The organism is Tessaracoccus flavescens (genome assembly GCF_001998865.1).
In the GTDB taxonomy this organism is placed as follows: Bacteria; Actinomycetota; Actinomycetes; order Propionibacteriales; family Propionibacteriaceae; genus Arachnia; species Arachnia flavescens.
Genome location: NZ_CP019607.1, coordinates 23343 through 46574, shown reverse-complemented (window position 1 = coordinate 46574; position 23232 = coordinate 23343). Strand labels below are relative to the sequence as shown.

Genomic DNA, 23232 nt, shown 5'->3' with positions numbered 1-23232 from the left:
GTGCCGTGACCACGGTGGATGCGCGGTAGGGTGGAGGTCTGGCGGCCCCGTGCGGACTGCCAGTCGCCCGACATGGAGAGGAACCTTCGTGAGTCAGAACGAGGCCGGACCGATTCTCAATGGTCTGCCCACCAATCTGCCGGATATCGATCCCGCCGAGACCAACGAATGGTTGGAATCGCTGGACGGGGTCATCGACGCAGGCGGCCGGAACCGCGCCCGCTACGTCATGCTGAAGCTCCTCGAGCGCGCACGCGAGCGTCACATCGGCGTGCCCTCGCTCACCGGCACCGATTACGTCAACACCATCCCAGCCTCGCAGGAGCCCGCCTTCCCGGGCGACGAGGCACTCGAGCGCGGCATCCGTCGTCTCCTGCGCTGGAACGCAGCGATCATGGTGCACCGCGCCCAGCGCCCCGGCATCGGCGTCGGCGGCCACATCGCGTCGTACGCCTCGTCGGCGACGCTGTACGAGGTGGGCATGAACCACTTCTTCCGCGGCAAGGACCACCCCGGGGGCGGAGACCAGATCTACTTCCAGGGGCACGCCTCTCCCGGCATGTACGCCCGCGCCTTCCTCGAGGGCCGCCTCGAAGAGGCCGACATGGACGGCTTCCGTCAGGAGCACTCGCACTACGCCGACGGCCAGCTGCGCGCGCTGCCCAGCTACCCGCACCCGCGCCAGATGGACACCTTCTGGGAGTTCCCGACCGTCTCGATGGGCCTCGGCCCGATCAACGCGATCTGGCAGGCACAGTTCAACCGGTACCTGCACAACCGCGGCATCAAGGACACCTCGCAGCAGCACGTCTGGGCCTTCCTCGGCGACGGCGAGATGGACGAGGTCGAGTCGCGCGGCGCGCTGCAGCTCGCCGCGAACGAGGAACTCGACAACCTCACCTTCGTGGTCAACTGCAACCTGCAGCGTCTCGACGGTCCGGTACGCGGCAACGGCAAGATCGTCCAGGAGCTCGAGGCGTTCTTCCGTGGCGCCGGCTGGAATGTCATCAAGCTGGTCTGGGGCCGCGGCTGGGATCCGCTGCTGGCCAACGACACCGACGGCGCCCTGGTCAACCTGATGAACTCGACCACCGACGGCGACTTCCAGACGTTCAAGGCAAACGACGGCGCCTACGTGCGCAAGTTCTTCTTCGAGCGCGACCCGCGCACTGCCGCCATGGTCAAGGACTGGAGCGACGACGAGATCTGGCGGCTTACCCGCGGTGGCCACGACTTCGCCAAGGTCTACTCCGCCTACAAGGCGGCCACCGAGTTCACCGGCGCACCCACCGTCATCCTCGCCCACACCATCAAGGGCTACTTCCTCGGCAAGCACTTCGCAGGCCGCAACGCGACCCACCAGATGAAGAAGCTCGCCCTCGACGACCTCAAGGGCTTCCGCGACCGTGTCGACGTGCCGATCTCGGACGCGCAACTGGAGGAGAACCCCTACCAGCCGCCCTACGTGCATCCCGGCCAGGACGATCCCCGCATCCAGTACCTGCAGGAGCGTCGTCGCGAGCTCGGCGGTTACCTGCCCGAGCGGCGAGGCGACCGGAAGTTCATCTCGCTGCCCGGCGACAAGGCGTACGAGTCGTCGAAGAAGGGCTCGGGCAACCAGCAGGTCGCCACGACGATGGCCTTCGTCCGCCTGCTCAAGGACCTGATGCGCGACAAGCAGTTCGCCCCGCGCGTGGTGCCGATCATCCCGGACGAGGCCCGCACCTTCGGCATGGACGCCTTCTTCCCGACGATCAAGATCTACAACCCGCACGGCCAGAACTACACGCCCGTCGACAACGAGCTGTTCCTGAGCTACCGCGAGTCCAAGTCGGGCCAGATCATCCACACCGGCATCAACGAGGCAGGCTCGGTCGCCTCCTTCACCGCCGCGGGCAGCTCGTATGCCACTCACGGCGAGCCGATGGTCCCGATCTACGTCTTCTACTCGATGTTCGGGTTCCAGCGCACCGCCGACGCCATCTGGGCGGCAGCCGACCAGCTGGCGCGAGGCTTCCTGATCGGCGCGACCGCCGGACGCACCACGCTCACCGGTGAGGGAACCCAGCACATGGACGGCCACTCGCCGATCCTCGCCTCGACCAATACCGCGGTGGTCCAGTACGACCCGGCCTACGGCTACGAGATCGCCCACATCGTCCGTGACGGCCTGCGCCGCATGTACGGCGAGGACGCCGAGAACGTCATCTACTACCTGACGGTCTACAACGAGCCGATCGTGCAGCCCGCCGAGCCCGAGGGCGTCGAGGTGGAGGGCATCCTCCGCGGCATGTACCTCGTCAAGCCCGGATCCACCGAGGGCGTCGGCGACGACGCCCGTCGGGCACAGATCCTCGCGTCCGGCGTCGGCGTCCCGTGGGCGCTCGAGGCCCAGGAGCTGCTGAAGAACGACTACGGCGTGGTCGCTGACGTCTGGTCCGTGACCTCGTGGGGCGAGCTGCGCCGCGAGGGCCTCGAGCTCGACGCGAAGCTGTTCCACGACCCGAACGGCGACTTCGAGGCGACCTGGATCGAGCAGAAGCTGAAGGACGCCCCCGGCCCTGTCGTGGCGGTCTCCGACTACATGCGTGCGGTGCCTGACCAGATCCGCCAGTGGGTCCCGGGTGACTACACGACGCTCGGCGCCGACGGGTTCGGCTTCTCCGACACCCGCGCGGCGGCGCGCCGCTACTTCAACATCGACGGTCCCTCCGTCGCTGTCGCGGTGCTGCAACGTCTCGCCGCCAACGGCGAGGTTCCGCAGGAGTGGGCGAGCGAGGCGGCGGCGAAGTACAAGCTCGACGACGTGACCGCGGGCGCCTCGGGCAACGCGGGCGGCGACGCCTGATCCACCCTTCAACGCCAAGCGGGGCCGGTCCTTCGGGACCGGCCCCGCTCACGCTTACCGGGGGCGGTCGTGAAATTGCGGCCCGCATCTGGCAGGCTTGGACCCGTGGACACGGCAGAAGGAAAGTCGACCAATGAAGCAGTGGCGGGCGCGGACCTGCTCAGCCTGACCCCTGGAATGATCGTCCAGGAGCTCGGCTGGGACGAGGACGTTGACGCCGACCTGCGCGACGACATCATGGACAGTATCGACGCCGAGATGATCGACGACCCGCTTGAGGCGGTCGACGCGGTGATCCTCTGGTGGCGCGAGGAGGACGGCGACGTCGCCGACGGCCTCGTCGACGCCATGACCGATCTGGCAGAGGCAGGCCCCATCTGGCTCTTCACCCCCAAGGTCGGCAGGCCTGGGTTCATCTCAGCAGCCTCCATCGCCGAGGGCGTCACCGTCGCCGGCCTCACCCTGACGAAGACCGCCAGCGTGGCGCCGGACTGGCAGGCCACGAAGGTGCTTCGCCCCAAGGGCTCGCGTCGATGAGGGCCCGCATCGGCGTGATGACGTCGGGCGGGGATGCGCAGGGGATGAATGCCGCGGTACGAGCGATCGTGCGTGCGGGCATACACCAGGGCGCCGAGGTGTTCGCCATCCGTGAAGGGTGGCAGGGAGCGATCCTCGGCGGCGACCACATCCAACACATGGGCTGGAGCGACGTCTCCGGCATCCTCAACAAGGGCGGAACCGTCATCGGCACCGCCCGCTCGCAGGAGTTCCGCACCCGTGAGGGGCAGCTCCGCGCCGTCGAGAACCTGATCCTCAACGGCATCGACCGGCTGATCGTCATCGGCGGCGACGGGTCGCTGACCGGGAGCCGTGCACTCTGCCTCGCCTGGCCGGAGTATGTCGCCGAACTCGTCGAGGCGGGGCGGATCACTGCCGAACAGGCGCTGGCGCACCCCCATCTCAACATCGCGGGGCTGGTCGGCTCGATCGACAACGACATGGTCGGCACCGACATGACCATCGGCACCGACTCCGCCATGCACCGGATCACCGAGGCCGTCGACGCGATCAGCTCGACCGCCGAGTCCCACCGCCGCACGTTCATCGTCGAGGTGATGGGCCGTCACTGCGGCTACCTCGCCCTGATGACGGCCATCGCGGGCGGCGCCGACTACACCTTCCTCCCCGAGTCGCCGCCGCGCGACGGATGGGAGGAGCGCATGGTCGACGTGCTTGGCAGGGGACGGGCCGCAGGCAGGCGCGACTCGATCATCATCGTGGCCGAGGGCGCGGCCGACCGTGAGGGCCATGCCATCACCGCAGAGCGGATCCAGGGTGTGCTGCGCGACCTGACCGGCGAGGAGGCGAGGATCACGATCCTCGGCCACGTGCAGCGTGGCGGAACCCCGTCGGCCTATGACCGCTGGATGGCCACCGCCTGCGGTGTGGAGGCCGTGAAGCGCGTGCTGGAGGCAGACGCGCTGTCCGAGCCGCTGCTGGTCGGCGTGCGTCGCGACGAGGTGCACTGCACGCCCCTGATCGAGGCGGTCGAGGCGACCCGCCGGGTCTCCGACTATGTCGCCGAGGGCGACTACGAGGCGGCCATCGAGGCCCGCGGCGTCGGCTTCACCACCATGGTGGAGATCTACCGGATGCTCTCCGAGGCGAGGCCGAGTGTCCTGCCGAGCGCGGACGCCAAGCGGATCGCCGTCATGCACGCAGGCGCCCTCGCCCCAGGCATGAACCAGTTGGCGCGGGTGGCCGTCCGGGCCGGGCTCGACCGCGGCTACGACCTGTTCGCCATCCAGGGCGGTGTCCCCGGCCTGATCTCCGGCGACATCCGCGAGGTGAGCTGGTCAGATGTGGAGGGCATGGCCAACACCGGTGGCGCGACCTTCGGGACGCGCCGCTACGTGCCCGTGGAGGCCGACCTGTACCGCATGGCCCGCACCCTCGAGGAGAACGGGATCGACGCTTTGCTCGTCATGGGCGGCTACCACGCCTATGCGACCGTCTCCATGATGGAGGCGGAGCGGAAGCGCTACCCGGCCTTCAACATCCCGATCGCCCTGCTCCCCGCCAGCATCGACAACAACCTGCCCAAGTGGCCGATGGCGGTGGGAGCCGACACGGCGCTCAACACCATCGTGAGCTCGATCGACATGGTGCGCATGTCGGCATCGGCCAGCAAGCGGGCCTTCGTCGTCGAGACGATGGGCCGCACCTGCGGGTTCCTGCCGCTGCTCGGCGCCATCGCAGGCGGCGCCGAGAAGGCGTACCTGCCGGAGACGGGGATCACGCTCGAGCAGTTGACCACCGACGTGGCGGCCCTCGTCGACGCGTTCGAGTCAGGCCGGTCGTTCTATCTCGCCGTGATGGGCGAGGAGGCGAGCCAGTTCTACACCGGTGACGTGATCTCGAAGCTGTTCGAGGCCGAGGGCCACGGGCTGTACTCGGTGCGTGACGCCGTCGTCGGTCACATCCAGCAGGGAGGCTCGCCCTCGCCGTTCGACCGGATCAACGCCACCCGGCTGGCCTACATGGCGATCTCGAACCTGGACGCGCAGCTGGTGGAGGGGCGCAGCGAATACGTGGCGGCCTCGAGCGAGGCCGCCGGCCTGCTCGCCCCGCTGCGCGACGTGACCGGGGACATGGACTGGGACAACCAGCGGCCGAAGCGCCAGTGGTGGATGCAGCTGCGCCCGGTGTTCGATCAGCTCAGCCGCCGCCCTGGACAGGAGTAGCGCTCGCGCACTGCGAGATCGTCACGCCGAAGGAGTCGGCTGCGGCACACTCGATGCGGACCAGCTCCGCGAGGGCGGGCGAGTCGGCGGGCACCTCCTGCGGCCTCGTGTCGCGGAACACGAGCGACATCGCGTCCGAGTCGCGTCGCACGATGGTGAAGTCGACCCGGGTGGGCACGTTGTCGCTGGTCCGGGTTCCCGTGAAGCTGCAGGCGATCCCCTCAGCGCCTGTGGCGACCGGCACGGACACGGCGAGCGAGGCCGCGACGTTGGAGTAGGAGCCCCGGTGGTCGTTGACCAGATCCGTGCAGGCGTCGGTCAGCGGACCCGTGATCCCTGGGAGGGTGACGATCTGGATCCTGGTGTCGGTGGCGAGCTGCTTGATCCGGATCAGGCGTCGGCTCTCCTGGACCACCTCGTCGGCGTAGAGCCGCCAGCCGGGCAGCACCGTGACCTGCGCGTCGGTGAGGTCGAGGACCACCGGTGACGGCGTGGCAGGGGTGCTCGGCGCGGGCGTCGTCGTCGCGCTCGGCGAAGCCGTGGCCGGCTGGCCGCCAGGGGTGCCGGACGGCTCGGTGGAGCCGGGCGCCTGGGACTCAGTCGGCTCCGGCGCGGTCGACCCGGTGGGGGTTGCACCCGGCGTGCCCGGCGAGGCGCTGACCTGGCTGGATGGGGTGGTGGCGCCCGGCCCGGGAGACGCGGTCTCGGGCGAATCGCCGAAGTAGAGGTAGAGGGCTCCGATCACGACGGCCAGCACGACCCCGAGCACGGCGACCGCCACCCACCGTCGACGCGGCGCGTTGTCATCGCCTGACGGTGACGACGGCGAACCGTGCCTCGCGCCTCCGCCCGATCCGCCGGTCGCGACGACCGGCTCCGGCTCCTCGGACGGCGAAGGCTGCCAGGGCACCTCAGCCTGCACGGTCTCGGGCGGTGAAGCGTCCTCAGAGTCCTCAGCGGTGGGGCCGAGTGTGACAGGACTGGTCGGGGCGACCGGGGTTGCGGGGGTCGGCGTCATGGTCTGCGACGTCGTGGTTCGCGGGGTCAGCTGGTCCCACGAGAAGAGCGCCGGCCCGCCCTGGGCCGTCTCGATGACGGGATCGGGACTTGGCTGGGGCTCCGGCTCGACCGGGCTCGTCGCCGGAGGGGGAGTCAGGCCCGAGAACGCGGGCTGGACCGCCTCGACGGTGGTCGGAGTCGGTGCACCGGTCGGCGCGAGCGCACCCGGTTCGGGGATCAGCGTCCCCGTCGCCGCCTCAGCCGGAGGATCATCCGCATCTGGGGAGGCGTGCCTGCCGGGCCCCGGCTGCGGATCGTCATTGAGGTCACGCAGGGCGCGTGAGCCGATGGCGAAGCGGCCGGTGGGTTCGTCTTCGTCCGGTGCGGAGGCGAAGCGCCCCTGCAGTTCCGCCTCGAGGAAGCCGTACCGTCCGGTGGGCTCATCGTCTGAGAGGTCGGCGTCGTCCTGCTCGGCGGTCGAGGCGAAGCGTCCGAGCGCTCCCCGCGCTGGTCGCGAGTGGACCGGGTCGTCTTCGGTGTCCTCGCGGCGCGCGAAACGCCCCCGTGGGCTGATCGGGTCGACGGGCGCGGGAATGGCCGCGAAGCGCCCGGTCGGTTCGTCGTCCCGGTCATCATCGTCAAGGGCGAAGCGTCCGGGCGGTTCGTCGTCGGGGTTATCGTCGTCAAGGGCGAAGCGTCCGGTCGGCTCGTCGTCCCACTCGTCGGCGAAGCGGCCGCGGTGCCCGGGCGTTGCGTGCCGGGAGGTCGGCTCGTCCCAGGCGCGACCGCGTCGGCTCCTGCTCTCGGCGGGGGACTGTTCAGGCTCGTCGGGGGACGGCGCACCACGGCGCCCGACCTCGTCGGCCATACCCCCACCTCCCGGATTTCTCGACCCGCCTAGCTTGCCACAGAGGCTCGCTGACTCAAGCCCCCGGACCCGCCCGAGGCACCTACTGGACACCTCCGAGGCCCGCCACCCTGTGTGCCATGGTCGGACGAGGCAGACGAAGGCCGACACCGAGGTGCGACGGCCCGCGATGGAGCTGTCCGGCAGCCCGCGGACTTCTGATGGACCGATGCGGATGCCGGCATCGGGCCGAGGAACGCCAGCCGCTGTACCACTACGCGGAACGGTGGGCTCGTTATCGTCGGAAAGGTGCAGGTCCTGCCGGGAGATGTCCAGCGACGGACGATCTCCGGGTTGACACAGGGACGGTGCGTGACGTGGACGCGATGGAGCGCTGCGGGAACAGGCGACCGCGGGTTGAGCGGCTTGTTTCCGCGTGGAATCAAGGCACTCGCGGGGATGCTGAGCCGGAGGGCGAGGCCGACGACCGACGGATCGGCGCGTCGGCGGAACCAATGCAACGACCTCGAACACGGCTCACGGAAGAGGAAGTGGACGCTATGCGAACAGCTCTTGAGCGTGGCGTGAGCGTAAACGCGGTAGCGAAGCAGTTCGGTGTCCACCGAGGCACGGTGTGGGCGAAGACGCGCGCCCGGGCCGGGAAGCGACGCTAAGAACTCGACTCTACGGTCAGCGCTGCCAGCCTCGCCTTCGCGGTCGCCGTGAGCCCTCCGGGTCTCGTCGAGGAAACGTACTCCAAGAAGTCAACCATTCCCGCTTGCTGGTCGTTCCCATAGCTATCCTTCGTAGGGCGCGCCATGAGTTCGTCGAGTTCGTCATCGGTCAGTTCGCCCGCAACGAGTTCTAGTTGCATTAGCGCGATGTTGCTTTGATCGAAACTGCGCGTGAAGTCAGCCTCCTCGACCCACTTCGCCTTCAGCCGCTTGCGAACCGCGACCGACTTGAAACAGTCGGGAAGCACCAACGAACTGATCCATCTGCCGTTCTCAAATTCTCGGTAGAAGGCAGTGGCTGATCTGTAGCCTCGGCGCTTCGCGACCACGAGGTCCTCAATCTCCTTCACAGTCGCTTCGCCAACGTGCCGTGTGACGAGGTCATACGCGAGACTGGCGAGCGCAACATAGTGGATCGCCAGGTTCGGCTCCATGTCAGTCGCTAGAGTGTGCGCCTTCTCGTTGCGCAGAAACTGGACACCCAGATGCAAATACCCCACGCCTCTGCGGAAGTCTCGCTCTGCCTGGGTGGGAGAAGGATCGTCGCCAAAGAACTTGGGGTAGTGCCGCTCGTTCAGCGCATTCTCGTTGAAGATGGCGGTGGCACGCTCCTCGCCCGTGAGCTCTCGGAGCTTCTCCCGCACGACCTTGTACGCCTCTTCGACAGCATGGAAATAATCGGAAGCGGCGATGTATGACTGGATGTGTGAACGGATGTCTGGGTGGATCTCGATCCGCAGTTCGCTTCCCGCCGTGGCCTCTGCACCGAGTGCCGAGTCGGGCGCCGAAAGGGCCACTCGCATTCCGAGGCCGGCTGCAATACCGCGTACACGTTCGATCTGCTCGCCGGACACGTCTAGATGTTCACCCCGGATAGGTTGGGTACGCGCGCGGCTGGGGGATGTCCCTTGAGCGCGGTGTGGCCTCGGTGGTGATTGTAATGGTGCAGCCATTGGTCGAAGGCGGCGACTCGCTGGGTTTCGGAGGTGTAGGGCTGGGCATAGGCCCATTCCTCGAGCATGATGCGGTTGAACCGTTCGACTTTGCCGTTGGTTTGGGGTCGGTAGGGGCGGGTGCGTTTGTGTGTGATGTCGTCGCCGAGAGCCTTTTTGAAGGCGTTGGAGCGGTAGCAGGCGCCGTTGTCGGTCAAGACTCGTGTCACGGTGATCCCGGCGGCGTTGAAGAAGGCGTTGGCGCGTTGCCAGAACGCGGCGGCGGTTTCCTTCTTCTCGTCGGTCAGGATTTCGCTGTAGGCCAAGCGGGAGTGGTCGTCGACGGCGTTGTGGATGTAGGCATACCCGGGCCGGCGGTTCGTGGCGGTTCTGGTCTTGTTCCGGGTACCCGCGGCACGGCCCAGCACTTTGTGGCCGCCGCCGTCGGGGATCCGGCCGAGTTTCTTGATGTCGACGTGGACCAGGTCGCCGGGGGCGGCGTGCTCGTAGCGGCGTTTCTCGGCGCGTGAGGTTTTGATCCTGGCTCCGGTAGCAGGATCGGTCCATCGCAGGGGTGGGCAGCCGTAGCGCCTGATGACCTTGTGGACCGTCGAGGGGTTCAGGTGAAGGTGGTAGGCGATCCGGGCCGGGCCCCAGCGCTTGGTTACACGCAACCCGACGATGCGACGCTCGGTGCGCTGCGAGAGTTGATGCGGGCAATGCTTCGGGCGAGAGGACTTGTCGACCATCCCGGCCAGGCCCTGTTCGCGGTAACGCTGCGCCCAGCGGCGGGCGGTGTTGACCGCGACACCGAAACGTTCCGCGGCTCGCCGCAGGGTCCAGCCCTGGTCAACGACGAGCTGGGCCAGGTGCAGACGTCCGGTTTCGGTGAGTATGGCGTTACGGTGGGGCATGGAAGACCTCTGTTTCGTGAAATGGGTTCTGTCGTAAGTCCCACACTTCACTCAGAGGTCTTCCCCTATGTCCAGCAGACCCGCCGCGCGTACTCAATCTCCGTGGTCAGTACATCTAGAGCGCCCGCCTGGACGGCATTCTTAGCTTCGACATAGTCAGCGAAGGCGATGAGCGCCGCGGAAACCTCGGCGTCGTCTGCAAGGCGCCAAAACACTCGCAGACGATTCGCCTTGGATGTTCCATTCTCCGCGTACTGCTCCTCGAAGATGTCAACCCCGAGCGCATCGAAGAACTGGCCGAAGGAAGTGTTGGAGAAGTCCAGGACGAAGCCACCCTGCATCCCGAGTACAGACTCAAGGATGGTCTTCTGGGCGATGGACAGTGTTCCCACGGCTACCTCTCTTGGGCTTGACCAGCATCTGACGCCATGTTGCCCTGCAACTGCTGGGCAACCTGCGCGGCGAAGTCGGGGTCGGCGTGGATGCGCGCGACGACATCGTCCGCGACCTTGTTCACGTCGATCGGGCGGTCGTATTCGACCTGGACACGGCTGCTCGGGTAGCTGAAGTCGATTCGGGGCAAGTAGGCGCTCTCACCGTTGTCGCCGTAGGCCGTAAGGACGTGGTCGAAGACCAACTGCACTTTGGTGTGGAAGATGTCGACGGTGTACGGCGCTTCCGGGAGACTCTGGTCCAGGACGCGGCGGATGGTGCTGTTGACGTCGTTCGTCGTGGCGACCTTGCGCCGCCAGTCCTGCACGATCTTCTCGTGCAGGTGCTCCAGCAGAGACTTCGCGCTCGCCTTGACGGTCTCTCGCTCCTCTGCGGTCAGGACAGGGTCAGGCTTTGTCAGTAGGTCGAAGATCGCGAGCTCTTCCTCGGTCATGCCCTCTCGAACGGCCCGTTCTTCCTCGGCGGTCAGGGTCTGGGACAGTTCGATGAGGCGACGCAGGTACTCATCGATGTTCACGCTGCCTGCGTTGTAGTCCTCGATCAGCTGTTCGATGCGTTCGACGAGCTCGTAGCGGGTGGGGTTCCGCAGGGCCGCTCCGATCGCCTGTTGACGGAGCAACTGAGCGAGCCGGTCAGTCTCGGCCCGCTGCCGACCGGCGAACTTGGCGGCGAGACCGTCGAAGTCGATGAGCGACAGGTCGATCAACGGGTCGGGGTTCGTGCCTTCGGCTGCGGCTCGGATGACGTACTCCTCCGCGCCGACCGAACGGTCCAGCAGAGCATCAACCGCATCTGCTACCGCCGAGATGTCGGCCTCGGGCGGACGTGTGACTTCGACGATGCGCTCATGGAGCACCCGGATCGCGGCCACGGTACGTTGCTGGGCAGCTGCCTTCGGATTCGGGAGGAGCGCCTTGAACAGCTTGCGCACTTGCCGCGCCTTGCCGGTGAAGTCATTGCGGGTCTCCTCATCGACCAGCAGAGCCTCGATCGCAGCGTCGCGTTTGGCGATGTGGTCGAAACCTTCAGCGTCGCGCATCGCAATGAGATCGACCCCGGCGTTCGCACAGAACGAGATCAGGCCCGAGACCGCCAGATCCAACTCACCAGCGAGCGCGTCGATGATCTCGATGGGCGACTCGCCCGCGCTCGCTGCGCCGTAGACGGCGAGTGCCTTCTCCAAGTTCCTGAAGACGCCCACATAGTCGACGATCAGCCCGTTGTCTTTCTCGGGGAAGACGCGGTTGGCGCGGGCGATGGTCTGCATCAGGGTGTGGTTCTTCATCGGCCGGTCAAGGTAGACCGTCGAGACGCTTGGAGCATCGAAGCCGGTCATCCACATGGCGCAGACAAAGACGAGCCGCAGCGGATCGGAGGCGTCCTTGAACTTCTCGGCGAGGTCTTCGCGGTTCATCCGCTCGCGGTGCGGGCGAATGTCGAGGCCCAGGTCGTCGAGCGTCTTCAGCTCGTTCTGACTCTGCGACACCACGACCGCCATATCGGTGGTCTCCATCAACTCGATACGCGAAGCGAGCCAGGGCCGCTCCAATTCCGGCAGTGCATCGTGCTGTCGGCGCAGCTCAGCCAGGTGTTCGGCCCACGCCTCCTGCACCAGGTCATACATGCGCACGGCGGCAGCTTTGTCGAGCCCGACATACATAGCCTTGCCCGAGAACCCCCGCCCGACGAAATGCCGCACCAGATCAGACGCGATGGTCTTCAGCCGCTCCGGGCGAGTGAGCAGCGTGTACTGCGTGCCGAACTCACGCGCCAACGCACCCTCGGCGTCTTCATCCAACTCGGCCACTTCGAGGAGTGCGTCGAGTTCGTCGGAGAAGTTGTCGTTGACCAATTGCAGTTCGGGGATGCGGTTCTCGTAGTAGAGCGGCACGGTCGCGCCATCCTCGATGGCATCGCGGAAGTTGTAGATGCTGACGTATTCGCCGAACTGCTCTCGAGTCGCCTGCTCCTCGCCCGCGATCAGCGGAGTGCCGGTGAAGCCCATCATCAACGCGTTGGGCAGCGCACGACGCATGTTCAACGCGAGGGTGTCGTACTGGCTGCGGTGCGCCTCGTCGGTGATGACGATGATGTCCGAGCGATCTGAGAGCACCGGCATCTCGCGTTCGCCCGCCGCCTTCGACGGTTGGAACTTCTGGATCAGAGTGAACACGTAGCGGTGATCCGCGGCGAGGAGTTCGCGCAGATGGGCGATGGATGCCGCGTGAACGTGGGCCCCGGGCGGGACCGCCCCGGCATCGGCGAACTCACCATGGAGCTGAGTGTCGAGCTCGGTGCGGTCGGTGACCATCACGAACGTCCACTTGCCAGCGATCTGACGCAGCACCTTCTGCGTGAACCACAGCATCGACAGCGACTTGCCCGAACCCTGGGTATGCCAGAACACCCCGAGTCGCTTATCCTGCTCGGCACGAGCCCGGCGCAGGTTCCCAATGGCCGCGTTCACCCCGAGGTACTGGTGGGAACGGGCAACGTTCTTGATCAGGCCACCTGGTCGCTCCAAGTAGGCGACGAAGTTCTCAAAGAGGTCGAGCAGGATCGCCGGGTCACAGGTGCCCCGAAGTGCGGTCTCCAACGCGATCGCGCCACGGGTGCCGGCGGCGTCGATGACCTTCCAGTCGCCGAAAAACTCCCACGGCGCGTACGTCGCTCCGACCTTCGCCCCACTGCCATTGGAGAGCAGCACGAAGCAGTTGGGGATGAAGAGCTGCGGGATCGTGTCACGATAGTCGGTCAGGTTGTCGTCGTACGCCGACTTCAGCGCGATACCCGGCTCCTTGAACTCCATCAACACCAACGGCACACCGTTGACGAAGAGTGCAACATCAAGTCGGCGTGAGTGGAGGTGGCCCTTGACCCACATCTGCTGCACCGCAAGCAGGTCGTTGCTGGCGGGGTTCTTCAGGTCGAGGAAATGCAGCGTCTCGATCCGCTTATCGCCGAGATCATCGACCCACTCGGCCCGGTATCCGTCACGCAGCAGGTCGTAGACCTCACGGTTCGCACGCACGCGGTCCATGACCGAGCGGTCCTTGGTGAGCACCTCGATCGCCTCGTTGATCGAGGCATCGGGAACATCAGGATCGTTGAGCTTGCGCATCGCGAACCGGAGGCGATGGGTCAGGACGACATCGTGCTGAGAATCGCGACCAAGAGTCCCCTGAGGCCCGAGCGTCTCCTGGAAGGCATCGACCTGCGCCCACCCGAGCTGCCCCAGCAGATCCATGCTGGGCTTCTCGACGTAAGCGAATTCCGGGCCCGACGGCGTCATGACCCGACTCCGCCTTCGGTGGTTGAGCCTGTCGAAACCAACGCATTCAGGTCGAGCGCCGAAACGTCGATCTGGCCCGTGACGAGCTTCGGTAGCAGCAGATCGCGCATCGTCGCCAGTCGGCGGTTTTCGAACATGAGCGTCTCTGCAAGGGCAAGATGATGTCTGGCGATATCACTGAATGACTCAGCAAGCCGCGTAGGGGGAACGGCGAGCGACCACTTGCCGAGCACTTTCCAGTCAGCGCGTGGCATCTTCGTGCCATTCGACGTCTGTGTTGCGTGAGTCACGAACTCGGCGCTCGATGCGGTGAACACCGCCTGCCCCCAGTGCGCGGCATGCGGGCGGATCACTATCGCGTCGGTTGAACAGATGCCATCTACTGGAGCAACGCTGACCTTGTGGAAATACGGCCTGATCTTGCCAAAGAGCACATCCCCCTTCTCGAACACAGCCTTGCGACTGCCCTGGCTCCCGGCTTTGCCCCAGTCGTCGAGCGAGATCTGCTGCCGCGGAATGTGTTCCAGACCAATTGCGGGGGTCTCGGGGTCAAGCGTGGCCGGGTCAACGCTTGCTTTGCTAACCGTGACGATGTCGTCGATGATTCCCGTCGACCACCCCTCGGGGATGGGCCCGAGGGCGGAGTCTACGAAGGGGACGTCTTCGTGGCCGGGATAGCGGAACTTTACGAACCACTCGCGGTAGATCGCCCGCGCCATCTCCTCCAGCACCGCCACCCGCCGCCGATTGTTCTCAATCAGGTCGTCGATGCCGTTCAGCACGCCTGCAATGCCCCTCTGAGTTTCGAGGGTTGGCACGTTCACCGTGATTTCCTTGAGCTGACCCAGGTTGAAGCCTGGAACCGCCGCACCGATCGACTGGCCGGTTACCACGCGAACGAGGCCGGGGCTCGATAGGAGGTAGTAGAGGTATGTCGAGTCAACTTTCGCGGGGTCGGGTGTCAGCTTCATCTGTTTGTTCGACACGACATACTCGGGAAACGCGGCGCGATCATCAACTAGCCCGATCTGGCCGATCGTCCCCCAGCAGGTGAAGACCAGGTCGCCTCGGCGTACCACACTCCGCCTAAAGGTCGCTGCCTTGGCCTCTGTGAGAAAGGCAAGGCCGTTGTCGTTCAACCTCACACCGACATCGAGACTAAGGTTCGAGCCGCGAATCACCGGGACTCCGTGCTCAACGAAGTTCTTGGCGCTGATCGCCGAGCCGAACGGACCGGTCGCCAGCGCGTGTGGGTCGGGACTCGCGAGTTCCGCGATCGTAACGCGACTCCATTCGCTCATGCGTCGAGGATCCCCTGGACGGCGGCATCCACCTTGGCGCGTAGCGCGTCGGCTTCGTTGCTGAGAAGTGTGAACTCCTCGTACAGCTCTTCTAGCTTGACGGCGAAGTCCTCGTCATCCTCATCGACGACGGCAGATCCCGTGTATCGCCCAGGGTTGAGGCTCCAGCCTTGCGCCTCGATCTCGGCGCGCTTCGCGACCTTGCACAGGCCCGCGACATCCGCGTACTGCCCATCGGGGAAATTCTTGGCCAGCAGAGCCTCGCTGCCTCCGACGGTCTCGACGTCCTCGCCCCGGTAGAGGCGGACGATGTTGGCGAGGAACTCGATCTGCTCGGGCATGAAGTCGCGGTGGGCGCGGTCGATCTGGTTGTAGATGTGCCGTGCATCGATGAACAGCACCGTGTCTTCGCGCGGGGTGCCGAGCTTGGCCTTGTCGAGGAACCACAGCGTCACCGGCAGCGTGACGGTGTAGAAGAAGTTGGAGCCGATGGCGATCATCACGTCAACCGCGCCCGACTCGACCAGCTGCTTGCGAATCTCCTTTTCGGAGTGGCCCGCGTCGCCCGCGCTGTTCGCCATGACAAACCCGGCGCGACCTGTCGGTGCGAGGGCTGCGTAGAACTGCTGAATCCACAGGTAGTTGCCGTTGTCAGCCTTGGGCAGGCCGAAGGGGAATCGCTTGTCGCCCGCGAGTTGTTCCTTCTTGATCTTGTCGACGTTGAACGGTGGGTTGGCCATCACGTAGTCGAACGCGCCGACCGCGCGGTGGGGGTCTTCGTAGTAGCTGTTGGCCTGGCGGATGTCGCCGGAGAGCCCGTGGAGGGCGAGGTTCATCTTGGCCAGCGGCACGGTGTCTTCGGTCTTCTCGGTTCCGAAGACCGAGAGTTTGCGGGTGGGGTTGTCGTGGTGGCGTTCGACGAACTTCGCGCACTGCACGAACATGCCGCCCGAGCCGCAGGCCGGGTCGAACACGCGGCCCTGGAAGGGTTCCAGAATCTCGACGATCAGCCGGACGATCGAGTAGGGGGTGAAGTACTCGCCGCCGCCCTTGCCTTCCTGGGCGGCGAAGTTGGAGAGGAAGTCTTCGTAGATGAACCCGAACGCATCACCTTCGAGTTGGGTCGGCAGCGGTGCGAAGAGCCGCAGCAGTTCGATCAGTGTCGGGCGTTCGAGCTTCTGGTAGCCGCGGGGCAGGATGTCTTTCAGCTCGGGGTTAGTGGCCTCGATGGCCTTGATCGCGTCATCCACGGCCTTACCGATGTCGTCGCCCTCGGGCAGCCCGACCAGGTACGACAGCCGCGACTCGTCAGGCACGTACAGGACCGACTTGGCCTTGTAGTCGGCGACCGTGGCGGGGTTACGCGCAGAAGCCCGCGACTCGACCTCAGCTCTGATCCCTTCGAAGCGGTTCTCGGCGTAGGCGAGGAAGACCAGACCCAGTACCGGGTCGCGATACTGCACCGGCGTCAGCTTCGAGTTCGCGCGCAACTCGTCGGCCGCCGCCCACAGCGTGGCGCGCACCTTGGCGAGGTCAGTCGTTCTCAACTCTGGTTCCGTTCTTTCAGCGCCTGGCGCATCGCGCGGCGAATCATGCTGTGCGATTGCGGGTTCTTCAGCAATTCTTGATAGGTCGAGCCGTCCCTGTCGGCGCGCAGCCAGTTCAGGCACGCCTGCGTCTCGGCCCGGAGATCATCACCGCTCGCTTCGTCGCACCACTCCTCGATCAGGTCCGCCTCTTCGTAGAAGGCGACGGTCTGCTCGTGGAAGGTGTGGGTGGGCACGACGACTCGGGAACTGTAGTGCACCCATCGCTGAAGAAGGAGGTTCACCCCGAACGGCGACAGGGAGGCTACGCGCGAGGTCAGCACGTCAGGTGCCACCGTGTAGAGGTTGTCAAAGTTCGCCGCCTGATGCCGACTCTGGCTCGTCACCTCGCGGCGGATGTCGGGCAGCGGCATCAGGTTGAAGTTGCCGCCCACCCAGCCGTGCTCGTCGAGTTCCTTGCGATTCGTCACTTCTGCGACGAGTACCTGCCAGGCGACGTCGACGCCGTTCATCCGCATCGAACACGGGTGCTGCAAGACGACCACGGAGCGCGCTTTCCTGTTACCTGTTGACCCGAGGAGTTGGATACCGGTGAACACGTCGCCGGTGAAGATAGGTCGGGTTGCCGAGACCTCGTCGCCGCGCGCACGGTAGAGGGCGTCCCAGTCTGGGACACCCTCTACGTACGGGGATTCGAGGTCGCGGCTCAAGATTAGCCCTTCATGCGAATCGAGCGGTTGCCGTCGCCCGCCTCGAAGACTTCGAAGTCGGATCGGTACCGTTCGCGCCAGTCGGGGTCGAACTCCGACAGCAGCGCTTCAGGATCTACATGGCCGCTTGCGAACTCGAACACAAGGTCCGCACGATTGGCGGAGTAGAGCACGATCGGCGTGACCGGAGCAGGCGAAGAGAGCGGCACCTCAAACCACGAGGCGATTTCATCGATGAGGTAACGACCGGCGATCAAGTCGCACGCTGCGAGCAGGCTCGCAAGCCGACTACGACTATCGCCCGACGCCTTCTCACCTCTCCGCCATTTCTGCACTGCGGGCACGCTCACGCCGACCATCCGTGCGATGTCGCGCCAGGCGAACCCGAGATCGGCCAACTCCGCCAGCATCGAGGCAACGCTGGCTTTGCTTCGCTCAGCGGCAGCAGTACGCCACTCCACATCAGTGATCCGCTTGTGAAGGTCATCGAAGTCCTGATGAAGCGTCCGAGCAACACTTCTGTTCCCTCCGACCTCTGTCATGAGACGGGAAGCAGTGGCTCTTGCCTCCGTGAGCGTAGGCATGGACTTCGATCCGCTCGCCGTGGCGGGTGTACCCAGCGCCGACTCGGCAGCTGCGTTCCGCACCAAGGTGTTAGCCATTTCGCAACACTTCCTCTCGTAGTCGATCCGTGATCACGCTCTCAAAGACCCCACGCACGGGCTCATGCAGTGCATCTGCCTGGCGCAGGATGAGCTCTTCGTCGAACTCGGGCACCTCGTCGGCTGCTTGCCAGAAACTGTCGATGTCCAGCTTGAACAGTGGCCCCGGAGGAGGCAACGGACGGCGCAGGTCGGGAGTCGATTGCACGGCGTAGTCGCTCTGCGCGCCGTACCTCAGCACCAGCGCATGATCGCTGCCGCCGGAGAAGACGAAGACGCCTTCGTTCACAACCGGCGCAAGCCCCAGTTCCGCACCGATATGCGCGGGACCGAGTAGCGAAGTATCCACCCACTGATCCCAGTCTGGCGCGCTGCCACCGTTCTCAGCGGGAACCCTGATCTCGTCGATGTACCGGAGCCCAATCCGCTCGACTCCGGCCGGGGCCGCAACGGCCAGGCGGGCCTGGAGCACGATGTCGAGCAACTCACGCATCCTGTCGTAACTGCCGTAGTCGGTGGTCTCGATCACCAGGCTGTCGGCGCGGACCGACAGCGCCGTTCGTTTGTCGCGGCTCGTCCACCTCGGAAAGCTGCTGACGACCTGCTGCTGTGTGGGCGGACCGTCCGGCCCTGCCTGCACCGTGACAGAGACCTCATCCATCTCGCTCGGCAGGGGCAGCAAGTGCTTGATCCGCGCGGACACCTCCGCAACCTGCTTGCGGTCGAGCGGTTCGCACGGCGGGTGCCGCACCTCGATCGCCATCAGGACGATAGGTGCGCTCGGGTAAATCTCTCGCTCCCTCACACCAACGATCCTACCAGTGCTGCAACCAGAACAACAACCAAACGTGATCGGTAGTCACTCGCAAGACTACGGCACACGAGGAGGTTCCTCCGGGTCCTGCCGGGTGAAGCGTTGCATGTGACGTCGGACCCCGTTCGCCAACCAGGGTTCCTCCTCAGCTGACTCGGCAGGGTCCGGTGGATCGTAGCTTGCGGGCGCGTTTGACGACGGCCTCGTAGAGCACTTCGACTTTGTTGTAGAGGTCCCAGAACCTCGGCTGGTCGGGGCTGAACGCGGGGTCCTCGCCTCCTCGGACAGCGTCGATGAGTGCCCAGATCACGTTCACAAGCGCATCGTCGTTGGCGAAGACCTCGCGGATGCACTCGCTTCGCGGGTGGGGCATCGATGCGGCGCTCTCTGACGTCGGTGACGACGCGCTCGACGACCTGGACCTTGACTGCTCCGTCGCTGTGGGCGCGGCGGTCTTCGTACGCAGCCTTGCGGCAGGCTGGTGAACAGTAGATGCGCGGCCTGCCTGTTGGCTTCACCTCCTTGAGCTTGCTGCCGCAGCGCGCACTTCGTGGGCAGCTCCACGGTACGTCCGATTCGAGTAATGCGGTCAAGACGCCGTTGCCTGGCCTTATGCAGTTCGCGGAGCCGTGTCGCTTCGTGTGGGCGAAGCTCGCTCAGGAGCACGATCAGGCGTTGCTCCATGGCCCGCCGTCCAGGCCTTCCGAGCTCGTCGCTCTCGACGGCGAAGAACCTATCGAGCACTCGGCTGTTCAGGGGGGGGATCGCCGCCGTGGCTTCCAGGAGTCCGTCTTCGTCGCCGGATTCGAGTGCGGCGATCCATCGCTGGTAGCGGGCGTCGAAGTCCGCTTCGTCGGGGTCGTAGCGTTTGCGGGCCATGCTCTACGTTACGTCGGTTTCGTCACCGACGTAAGTGGCTGATCCTTGATCTGCAAGACGCGTGTCCTCTTGGTGAGGAACGATCGTGAAGCAAAGTTCCGTGCACCGTGCGGGCCGGCGTGCACCTGTCCTTCATGGCTGGGGAGGTGAGGATCTGCGGCTGCGGGTGGCGCGGCGGGATGAGCCTGACCTGGGCAAGCTTGTCGAGTGGGTGCTCGGCATCGCCGATGCGCGGCACCGTGCCTGGGTCGCTGGCGAGCCCGACCACGGCCTCCCGCCGCCAGACGGCCTCGCGGAGTCGCCTTCGTCCCTTCGGGTTGTCAGGGGTGCGCGAGAGAATCGAGATCAAGCATCACTCTCGCAAGGAGGCCCACAATGAGCACCGCCACCACCATCGGTTCCTCGCCGCTGGATGCCGCCTCCGCGACACCCATGCTGCTCGGGGTGTCCTACCTTCGCGTCTCCACGCGCGAGCAGGCCGAACGTGGCGGCACCGACGAGGGATTCTCCATCCCCGCCCAGCGCGAGGCGAACGCGAGGAAGGCCGACGAACTCGGGGTGCGGATCGTGCGGGAGTTCATCGACGCCGGTGAGCCCGCACGCTCGGCGGATCGTGACGGGTTGCAGGACGTGCTGGCGTTCATCGCCGCGTCGCGGGTGCAGTTCTGCATCGTCCATAAACTCGACCGGCTCGCCCGCAACCGCGCCGACGACGTGAAGATCCACGAAGCCCTCATCAGCGCCGGAGTCACCCTCGTCTCCGCCACCGAGAGCATCGACCAGACGCCTTCGGGGATGCTCGTCCACGGCATCATGTCGAGCATTGCGGAGTTCTACAGTAGGAACCTGGCCACCGAAGTCACGAAGGGGCTGACGCAGAAGGTCGCCCAGGGCGGCACCCCCGGACGCGCACCCATCGGCTACCTGAACGTGCGCCGAACCGACGACGCTGGTCGCGAGGTACGCACGGTCGAGGTCGATGCCGAGCGCGCACCGCTGATCGGGTGGGCGTTCGAGCGTTACGCCACCGGCGAGATCTCTGTGACGGCACTGCTGCGCGACCTGACCGCGCGCGGATTGCTGTCGGTGCCGTCGCCGAAGCGCCCATCCAGGCCGTTGGGCAAGAACGCCCTCTATCGGGTGTTGACGAACCCGTACTACGCCGGGGTGATCCGCTACAAGGGCGCGCTCCACCCCGGCGCGCACGAACCCATCGTGGAACCGGCGCTGTTCGACACGGTGCAATCGCTCCTGCGGGCGCGGACGGCGAAGATGACCCGGCACGTCCAGCACGCCCACCACCTCAAAGGCTTGCTGCACTGCGGCACCTGCGGGTCGCGGATGCTGCTCGACTTCGCGACCAACCCGCGTGGCACGAGCTACGCCTACGTCGTCTGCTCGGGCAGAGCAGCGAAGAAGACCGACTGCACTCGACGGGCGGTGCCCGTGCAGGTTGCGGAGCGGCTGGTCGAGGACTCCTACGCCAGCATCACGATCAGTGAAGACGACCACTGCCACCTCGCCGCCGAGGTCGACGCCGCGTTCGACAAGCGGAGCGTGGGACGCGATCAGGAGTTCGCCGACCTCACCGCGAACCGGGCACGGCTCGAAGCCGAGAGCGACAAGCTGCTTGCCGCGCACTTCGCTGACGCCATCGACCTGCCCACGCTCAAGCGGCATCAAGACCGCATCCGCGCTGGGCTGGCTGACATCGAGCAGCGTCTGAGCGAGCACGATGAGCGGCACACCGGCGGTCGCGCGTTCCTCCACGACAGCCTGCGGCTACTCACCGACGCGCACCACGCCTACGCCCACTCCGATGACGGGAGTAGGAGGCTGGCGAACCAGGCGTTTTACACGCGCTTGGAGATCACCGAGGACGAGCAGCTACGCCCACGCCTCGCGGAACCGTTCGCGACCATCGTTCGAGAGACGACCGGAGGCAAGGAAGCCAGGCGGGAACACACCACACCAACCGATGTCGCGTGTTCCCGTAAGACACCTTGGGTGGGCGCAGAGGGACTCGAACCCCCGACATCTTGCTTGTAAGGCAAGCGCTCTAACCAACTGAGCTATGCGCCCGCGGGCTAGACAAGGCTAGCCATTGTGCGGCCCGCCTGCCAGTCCCCGACGACACTCATACATAGTCCCCGCGAACGAAGGGGCCGTACCTCACATACTTTTCCCCGGGAAACAGTGACCGGCCACGATGGGGTGTGGAGGTTGGAGAGAAGCTGTCGATGGCAGCCCGAGTCGAGATCACGAAGAAGTACGCCAAGGCCTATGCCGCGGCCCCGAAGAAGGGCAAGTCCCAGATCCTCGACCACGTGGTCGAGATCACCGGCTGGAACCGTGACCATGCCCGCCAGCAGTTGGTGGCCCGGTTGAAACAGGCCCCGGGACGGGCCACCGCGACGGTCGCGGTGATCGATCGGCGCAAGACCAAGGCGTGTAAGTACTCCTACGACGCCAGGCTGATCCTGCAGCGGGTATGGGCGGCCTCGGGGGGCAGCTGCGGGCAGTACCTCGCCGCATCCATGAGCGATCTGATCGATGCGATGGAAGCCGAAGGCGAACTGGTGCCTAGCCAGGACCGTTACAGCGCCGAGGTCAGGGCCGAGCTGGAATCGATGTCGGCGGCCACGATCGACCGGTACCTCGCACCGGCGCGGGCGAAGGACCCGATCCGAGGAAAGACCGCCACCAAGCCCGGCAGCCTGCTACGAAACTCGATCACCGTGCGTAAAGCCGGTGACGAGGTCGAAGCCGAACCCGGGTTCTTCGAAGTCGACACCGTGGCCCACTGCGGCCCCACGCTGAAGGGCGAGTTCGCCCGCAGCGTGAACTTCACCGACATGCACACCGGCTGGAGCTTCACCTACTCCATCCGCAACAACGCCCACCTCCACATCCGGACCGCGTTCGACCACTTCATCGCCCAGGTCCCGTTCGCGGTCACCGGGATCGATTGTGACAACGGCTCGGAGTTCATCAACCACGACCTGATCGGCTGGGCCGGCCAACGAGAGGTGTTCTTCACCCGGTCGCGGCCTTACAAGAAAAACGATCAAGCCACCATCGAATCGAAGAACAACCACCTCGTGCGCCGCTACGGCTTCTACCACCGCTACGACACCGCCACCGAACTCGCGTTACTCAACCAGCTATGGCCGCTGGTCAACGACCGGCTCAACTTCTTCACCCCCACGAAGAAACCCGAAGGCTGGGCCACCGACACCGTAGGGCGCCGCAAACGCCTCTACGACAAGCCACGCTCCCCCTACCAGAGGCTCCTGGCCGCCGGGGTCCTCAACCCCGCCCAGGAAACAGAACTAGCCGCCTACAAGGCCACCCTCAAACCCGTCGCAATGCAACGACGCATCACCGAGATCCAACAGGAGCTCACCCGACTCGCAGGCCGAAAGACAGCCCGTCTCGAACAACACATCGCATGGAAGGCACCCGACCCCGCCGGCCTCAAAACCCGGGCCAGCTAACCCTTGTTTTCGCGGGGAAAAATATCTGAGGTAAGGCCTACCATTTCGCGGGGACTTGA

Annotated in this window: 17 protein-coding genes and 1 tRNA gene; 6 read left to right on the top strand and 12 right to left on the bottom strand. The window is 65.5% G+C overall.

All coding sequences use genetic code 11. From position 1 onward, the window contains the following. Positions 1-88: 88 nt before the first annotated feature. The 3 genes from aceE (at position 89) to BW733_RS00195 (ending at position 5592) form a co-directional block, all read left to right on the top strand. Positions 89-2848 carry a pyruvate dehydrogenase (acetyl-transferring), homodimeric type gene (aceE, locus tag BW733_RS00205; protein ID WP_077346840.1) on the top strand — a complete coding sequence of 920 codons (2760 nt, stop codon included), beginning with the start codon at positions 89-91 and terminating at the stop codon, positions 2846-2848. Positions 2849-3025: 177 nt separating this feature from the next. After that, complete coding sequence (locus BW733_RS00200) at positions 3026-3385, top strand: DUF3052 domain-containing protein (protein WP_077352575.1); 360 nt, start codon at positions 3026-3028, stop codon at positions 3383-3385. Continuing rightward, positions 3382-5592 (top strand): 6-phosphofructokinase, encoded by a 2211-nt coding sequence (locus tag BW733_RS00195; protein WP_077346838.1) that lies wholly within the window; start codon positions 3382-3384, stop codon positions 5590-5592. The genes BW733_RS00200 and BW733_RS00195 overlap by 4 nt, the downstream gene beginning before the upstream one ends. On the opposite strand, the gene BW733_RS00190 is transcribed toward BW733_RS00195, so the two are convergent. The 11 genes from BW733_RS00190 to BW733_RS17630 form a co-directional block, all read right to left on the bottom strand. Beyond that, positions 5567-7459: a hypothetical protein gene (locus BW733_RS00190; RefSeq protein ID WP_077346836.1), complete on the bottom strand. Its 1893-nt coding sequence runs from the start codon at positions 7457-7459 to the stop codon at positions 5567-5569. The two genes, BW733_RS00195 and BW733_RS00190, sit on opposite strands and share 26 nt — an antisense overlap. A gap of 649 nt (positions 7460-8108) precedes the next feature. Beyond that, positions 8109-9026 carry a TIGR02391 family protein gene (locus tag BW733_RS00185; RefSeq protein ID WP_161490088.1) on the bottom strand — a complete coding sequence of 306 codons (918 nt, stop codon included), beginning with the start codon at positions 9024-9026 and terminating at the stop codon, positions 8109-8111. Between the two features lie 2 nt (positions 9027-9028). Further along, a complete protein-coding gene (locus tag BW733_RS00180; RefSeq protein WP_077346832.1) occupies positions 9029-10018 on the bottom strand; it encodes an IS481 family transposase in 990 nt (329 codons plus the stop codon). Between the two features lie 65 nt (positions 10019-10083). Beyond that, positions 10084-10410, bottom strand: coding sequence for a DUF3644 domain-containing protein (locus BW733_RS00175; RefSeq protein WP_077346830.1), 327 nt, complete (start codon positions 10408-10410; stop codon positions 10084-10086). Positions 10411-10412: 2 nt separating this feature from the next. After that, positions 10413-13718, bottom strand: a complete 3306-nt coding sequence (locus BW733_RS00170) for a type I restriction endonuclease subunit R (protein ID WP_237268249.1) — start codon at positions 13716-13718, stop codon at positions 10413-10415. Positions 13719-13759: 41 nt separating this feature from the next. Continuing rightward, the gene (locus tag BW733_RS00165; RefSeq protein ID WP_077346826.1) at positions 13760-15064 is read right to left on the bottom strand and encodes a restriction endonuclease subunit S; all 1305 of its coding nucleotides are present in this window, start codon (positions 15062-15064) and stop codon (positions 13760-13762) included. Beyond that, positions 15061-16725, bottom strand: coding sequence for a type I restriction-modification system subunit M (locus tag BW733_RS00160; RefSeq protein WP_237268350.1), 1665 nt, complete (start codon positions 16723-16725; stop codon positions 15061-15063). Before BW733_RS00160 ends, BW733_RS00165 begins: the two co-directional genes overlap by 4 nt. Continuing rightward, the gene (locus BW733_RS00155; RefSeq protein WP_077346824.1) at positions 16608-17321 is read right to left on the bottom strand and encodes a hypothetical protein; all 714 of its coding nucleotides are present in this window, start codon (positions 17319-17321) and stop codon (positions 16608-16610) included. The genes BW733_RS00160 and BW733_RS00155 overlap by 118 nt, the downstream gene beginning before the upstream one ends. 2 nt (positions 17322-17323) lie before the next feature. Next, the gene (locus tag BW733_RS00150) at positions 17324-17731 is read right to left on the bottom strand and encodes a hypothetical protein (RefSeq protein ID WP_152024498.1); all 408 of its coding nucleotides are present in this window, start codon (positions 17729-17731) and stop codon (positions 17324-17326) included. A gap of 244 nt (positions 17732-17975) precedes the next feature. Further along, the gene (locus BW733_RS00145) at positions 17976-18746 is read right to left on the bottom strand and encodes a TIGR04255 family protein (RefSeq protein WP_152024497.1); all 771 of its coding nucleotides are present in this window, start codon (positions 18744-18746) and stop codon (positions 17976-17978) included. Between the two features lie 196 nt (positions 18747-18942). Beyond that, positions 18943-19170: a hypothetical protein gene (locus BW733_RS17630; RefSeq protein ID WP_152024496.1), complete on the bottom strand. Its 228-nt coding sequence runs from the start codon at positions 19168-19170 to the stop codon at positions 18943-18945. 239 nt (positions 19171-19409) lie between these two features. Between BW733_RS17630 and BW733_RS00140 the strand changes: the two genes are divergently transcribed. Both BW733_RS00140 and BW733_RS19925 read left to right on the top strand, forming a co-directional pair. Then, positions 19410-19718 (top strand): hypothetical protein, encoded by a 309-nt coding sequence (locus BW733_RS00140; RefSeq protein WP_161490087.1) that lies wholly within the window; start codon positions 19410-19412, stop codon positions 19716-19718. Between the two features lie 333 nt (positions 19719-20051). Next, positions 20052-21725, top strand: a complete 1674-nt coding sequence (locus BW733_RS19925; protein ID WP_077352569.1) for a recombinase family protein — start codon at positions 20052-20054, stop codon at positions 21723-21725. On the opposite strand, the gene BW733_RS00130 is transcribed toward BW733_RS19925, so the two are convergent. Beyond that, a tRNA-Val gene (locus BW733_RS00130) sits at positions 21685-21758 on the bottom strand. The two genes, BW733_RS19925 and BW733_RS00130, sit on opposite strands and share 41 nt — an antisense overlap. Positions 21759-21916: 158 nt before the next feature. Between BW733_RS00130 and BW733_RS00120 the strand changes: the two genes are divergently transcribed. Then, complete coding sequence (locus BW733_RS00120; RefSeq protein WP_152024495.1) at positions 21917-23173, top strand: integrase catalytic domain-containing protein; 1257 nt, start codon at positions 21917-21919, stop codon at positions 23171-23173. The last annotated feature ends 59 nt before the right edge of the window (positions 23174-23232 follow it).

Excerpts from the sequence above, each read along its gene's own strand:
- BW733_RS00200 (WP_077352575.1), top strand. The coding sequence starts at position 3,026 with ATGATCGTCCAGGAGCTCGGCTGGGACGAGGACGTTGACGCCGACCTG.
- BW733_RS00195 (WP_077346838.1), top strand. The coding sequence starts at position 3,382 with ATGAGGGCCCGCATCGGCGTGATGACGTCGGGCGGGGATGCGCAGGGG.
- BW733_RS00190 (WP_077346836.1), bottom strand. The coding sequence starts at position 7,459 with ATGGCCGACGAGGTCGGGCGCCGTGGTGCGCCGTCCCCCGACGAGCCT.
- BW733_RS00180 (WP_077346832.1), bottom strand. The coding sequence starts at position 10,018 with ATGCCCCACCGTAACGCCATACTCACCGAAACCGGACGTCTGCACCTG.
- BW733_RS00170 (WP_237268249.1), bottom strand. The coding sequence starts at position 13,718 with ATGGATCTGCTGGGGCAGCTCGGGTGGGCGCAGGTCGATGCCTTCCAG.
- BW733_RS00165 (WP_077346826.1), bottom strand. The coding sequence starts at position 15,064 with ATGAGCGAATGGAGTCGCGTTACGATCGCGGAACTCGCGAGTCCCGAC.
- BW733_RS00150 (WP_152024498.1), bottom strand. The coding sequence starts at position 17,731 with ATGCTGGCGGAGTTGGCCGATCTCGGGTTCGCCTGGCGCGACATCGCA.
- BW733_RS00145 (WP_152024497.1), bottom strand. The coding sequence starts at position 18,746 with ATGGCGATCGAGGTGCGGCACCCGCCGTGCGAACCGCTCGACCGCAAG.
- BW733_RS17630 (WP_152024496.1), bottom strand. The coding sequence starts at position 19,170 with ATGCCCCACCCGCGAAGCGAGTGCATCCGCGAGGTCTTCGCCAACGAC.
- BW733_RS00140 (WP_161490087.1), top strand. The coding sequence starts at position 19,410 with ATGCAGTTCGCGGAGCCGTGTCGCTTCGTGTGGGCGAAGCTCGCTCAG.
- BW733_RS19925 (WP_077352569.1), top strand. The coding sequence starts at position 20,052 with ATGAGCACCGCCACCACCATCGGTTCCTCGCCGCTGGATGCCGCCTCC.
- BW733_RS00120 (WP_152024495.1), top strand. The coding sequence starts at position 21,917 with ATGGCAGCCCGAGTCGAGATCACGAAGAAGTACGCCAAGGCCTATGCC.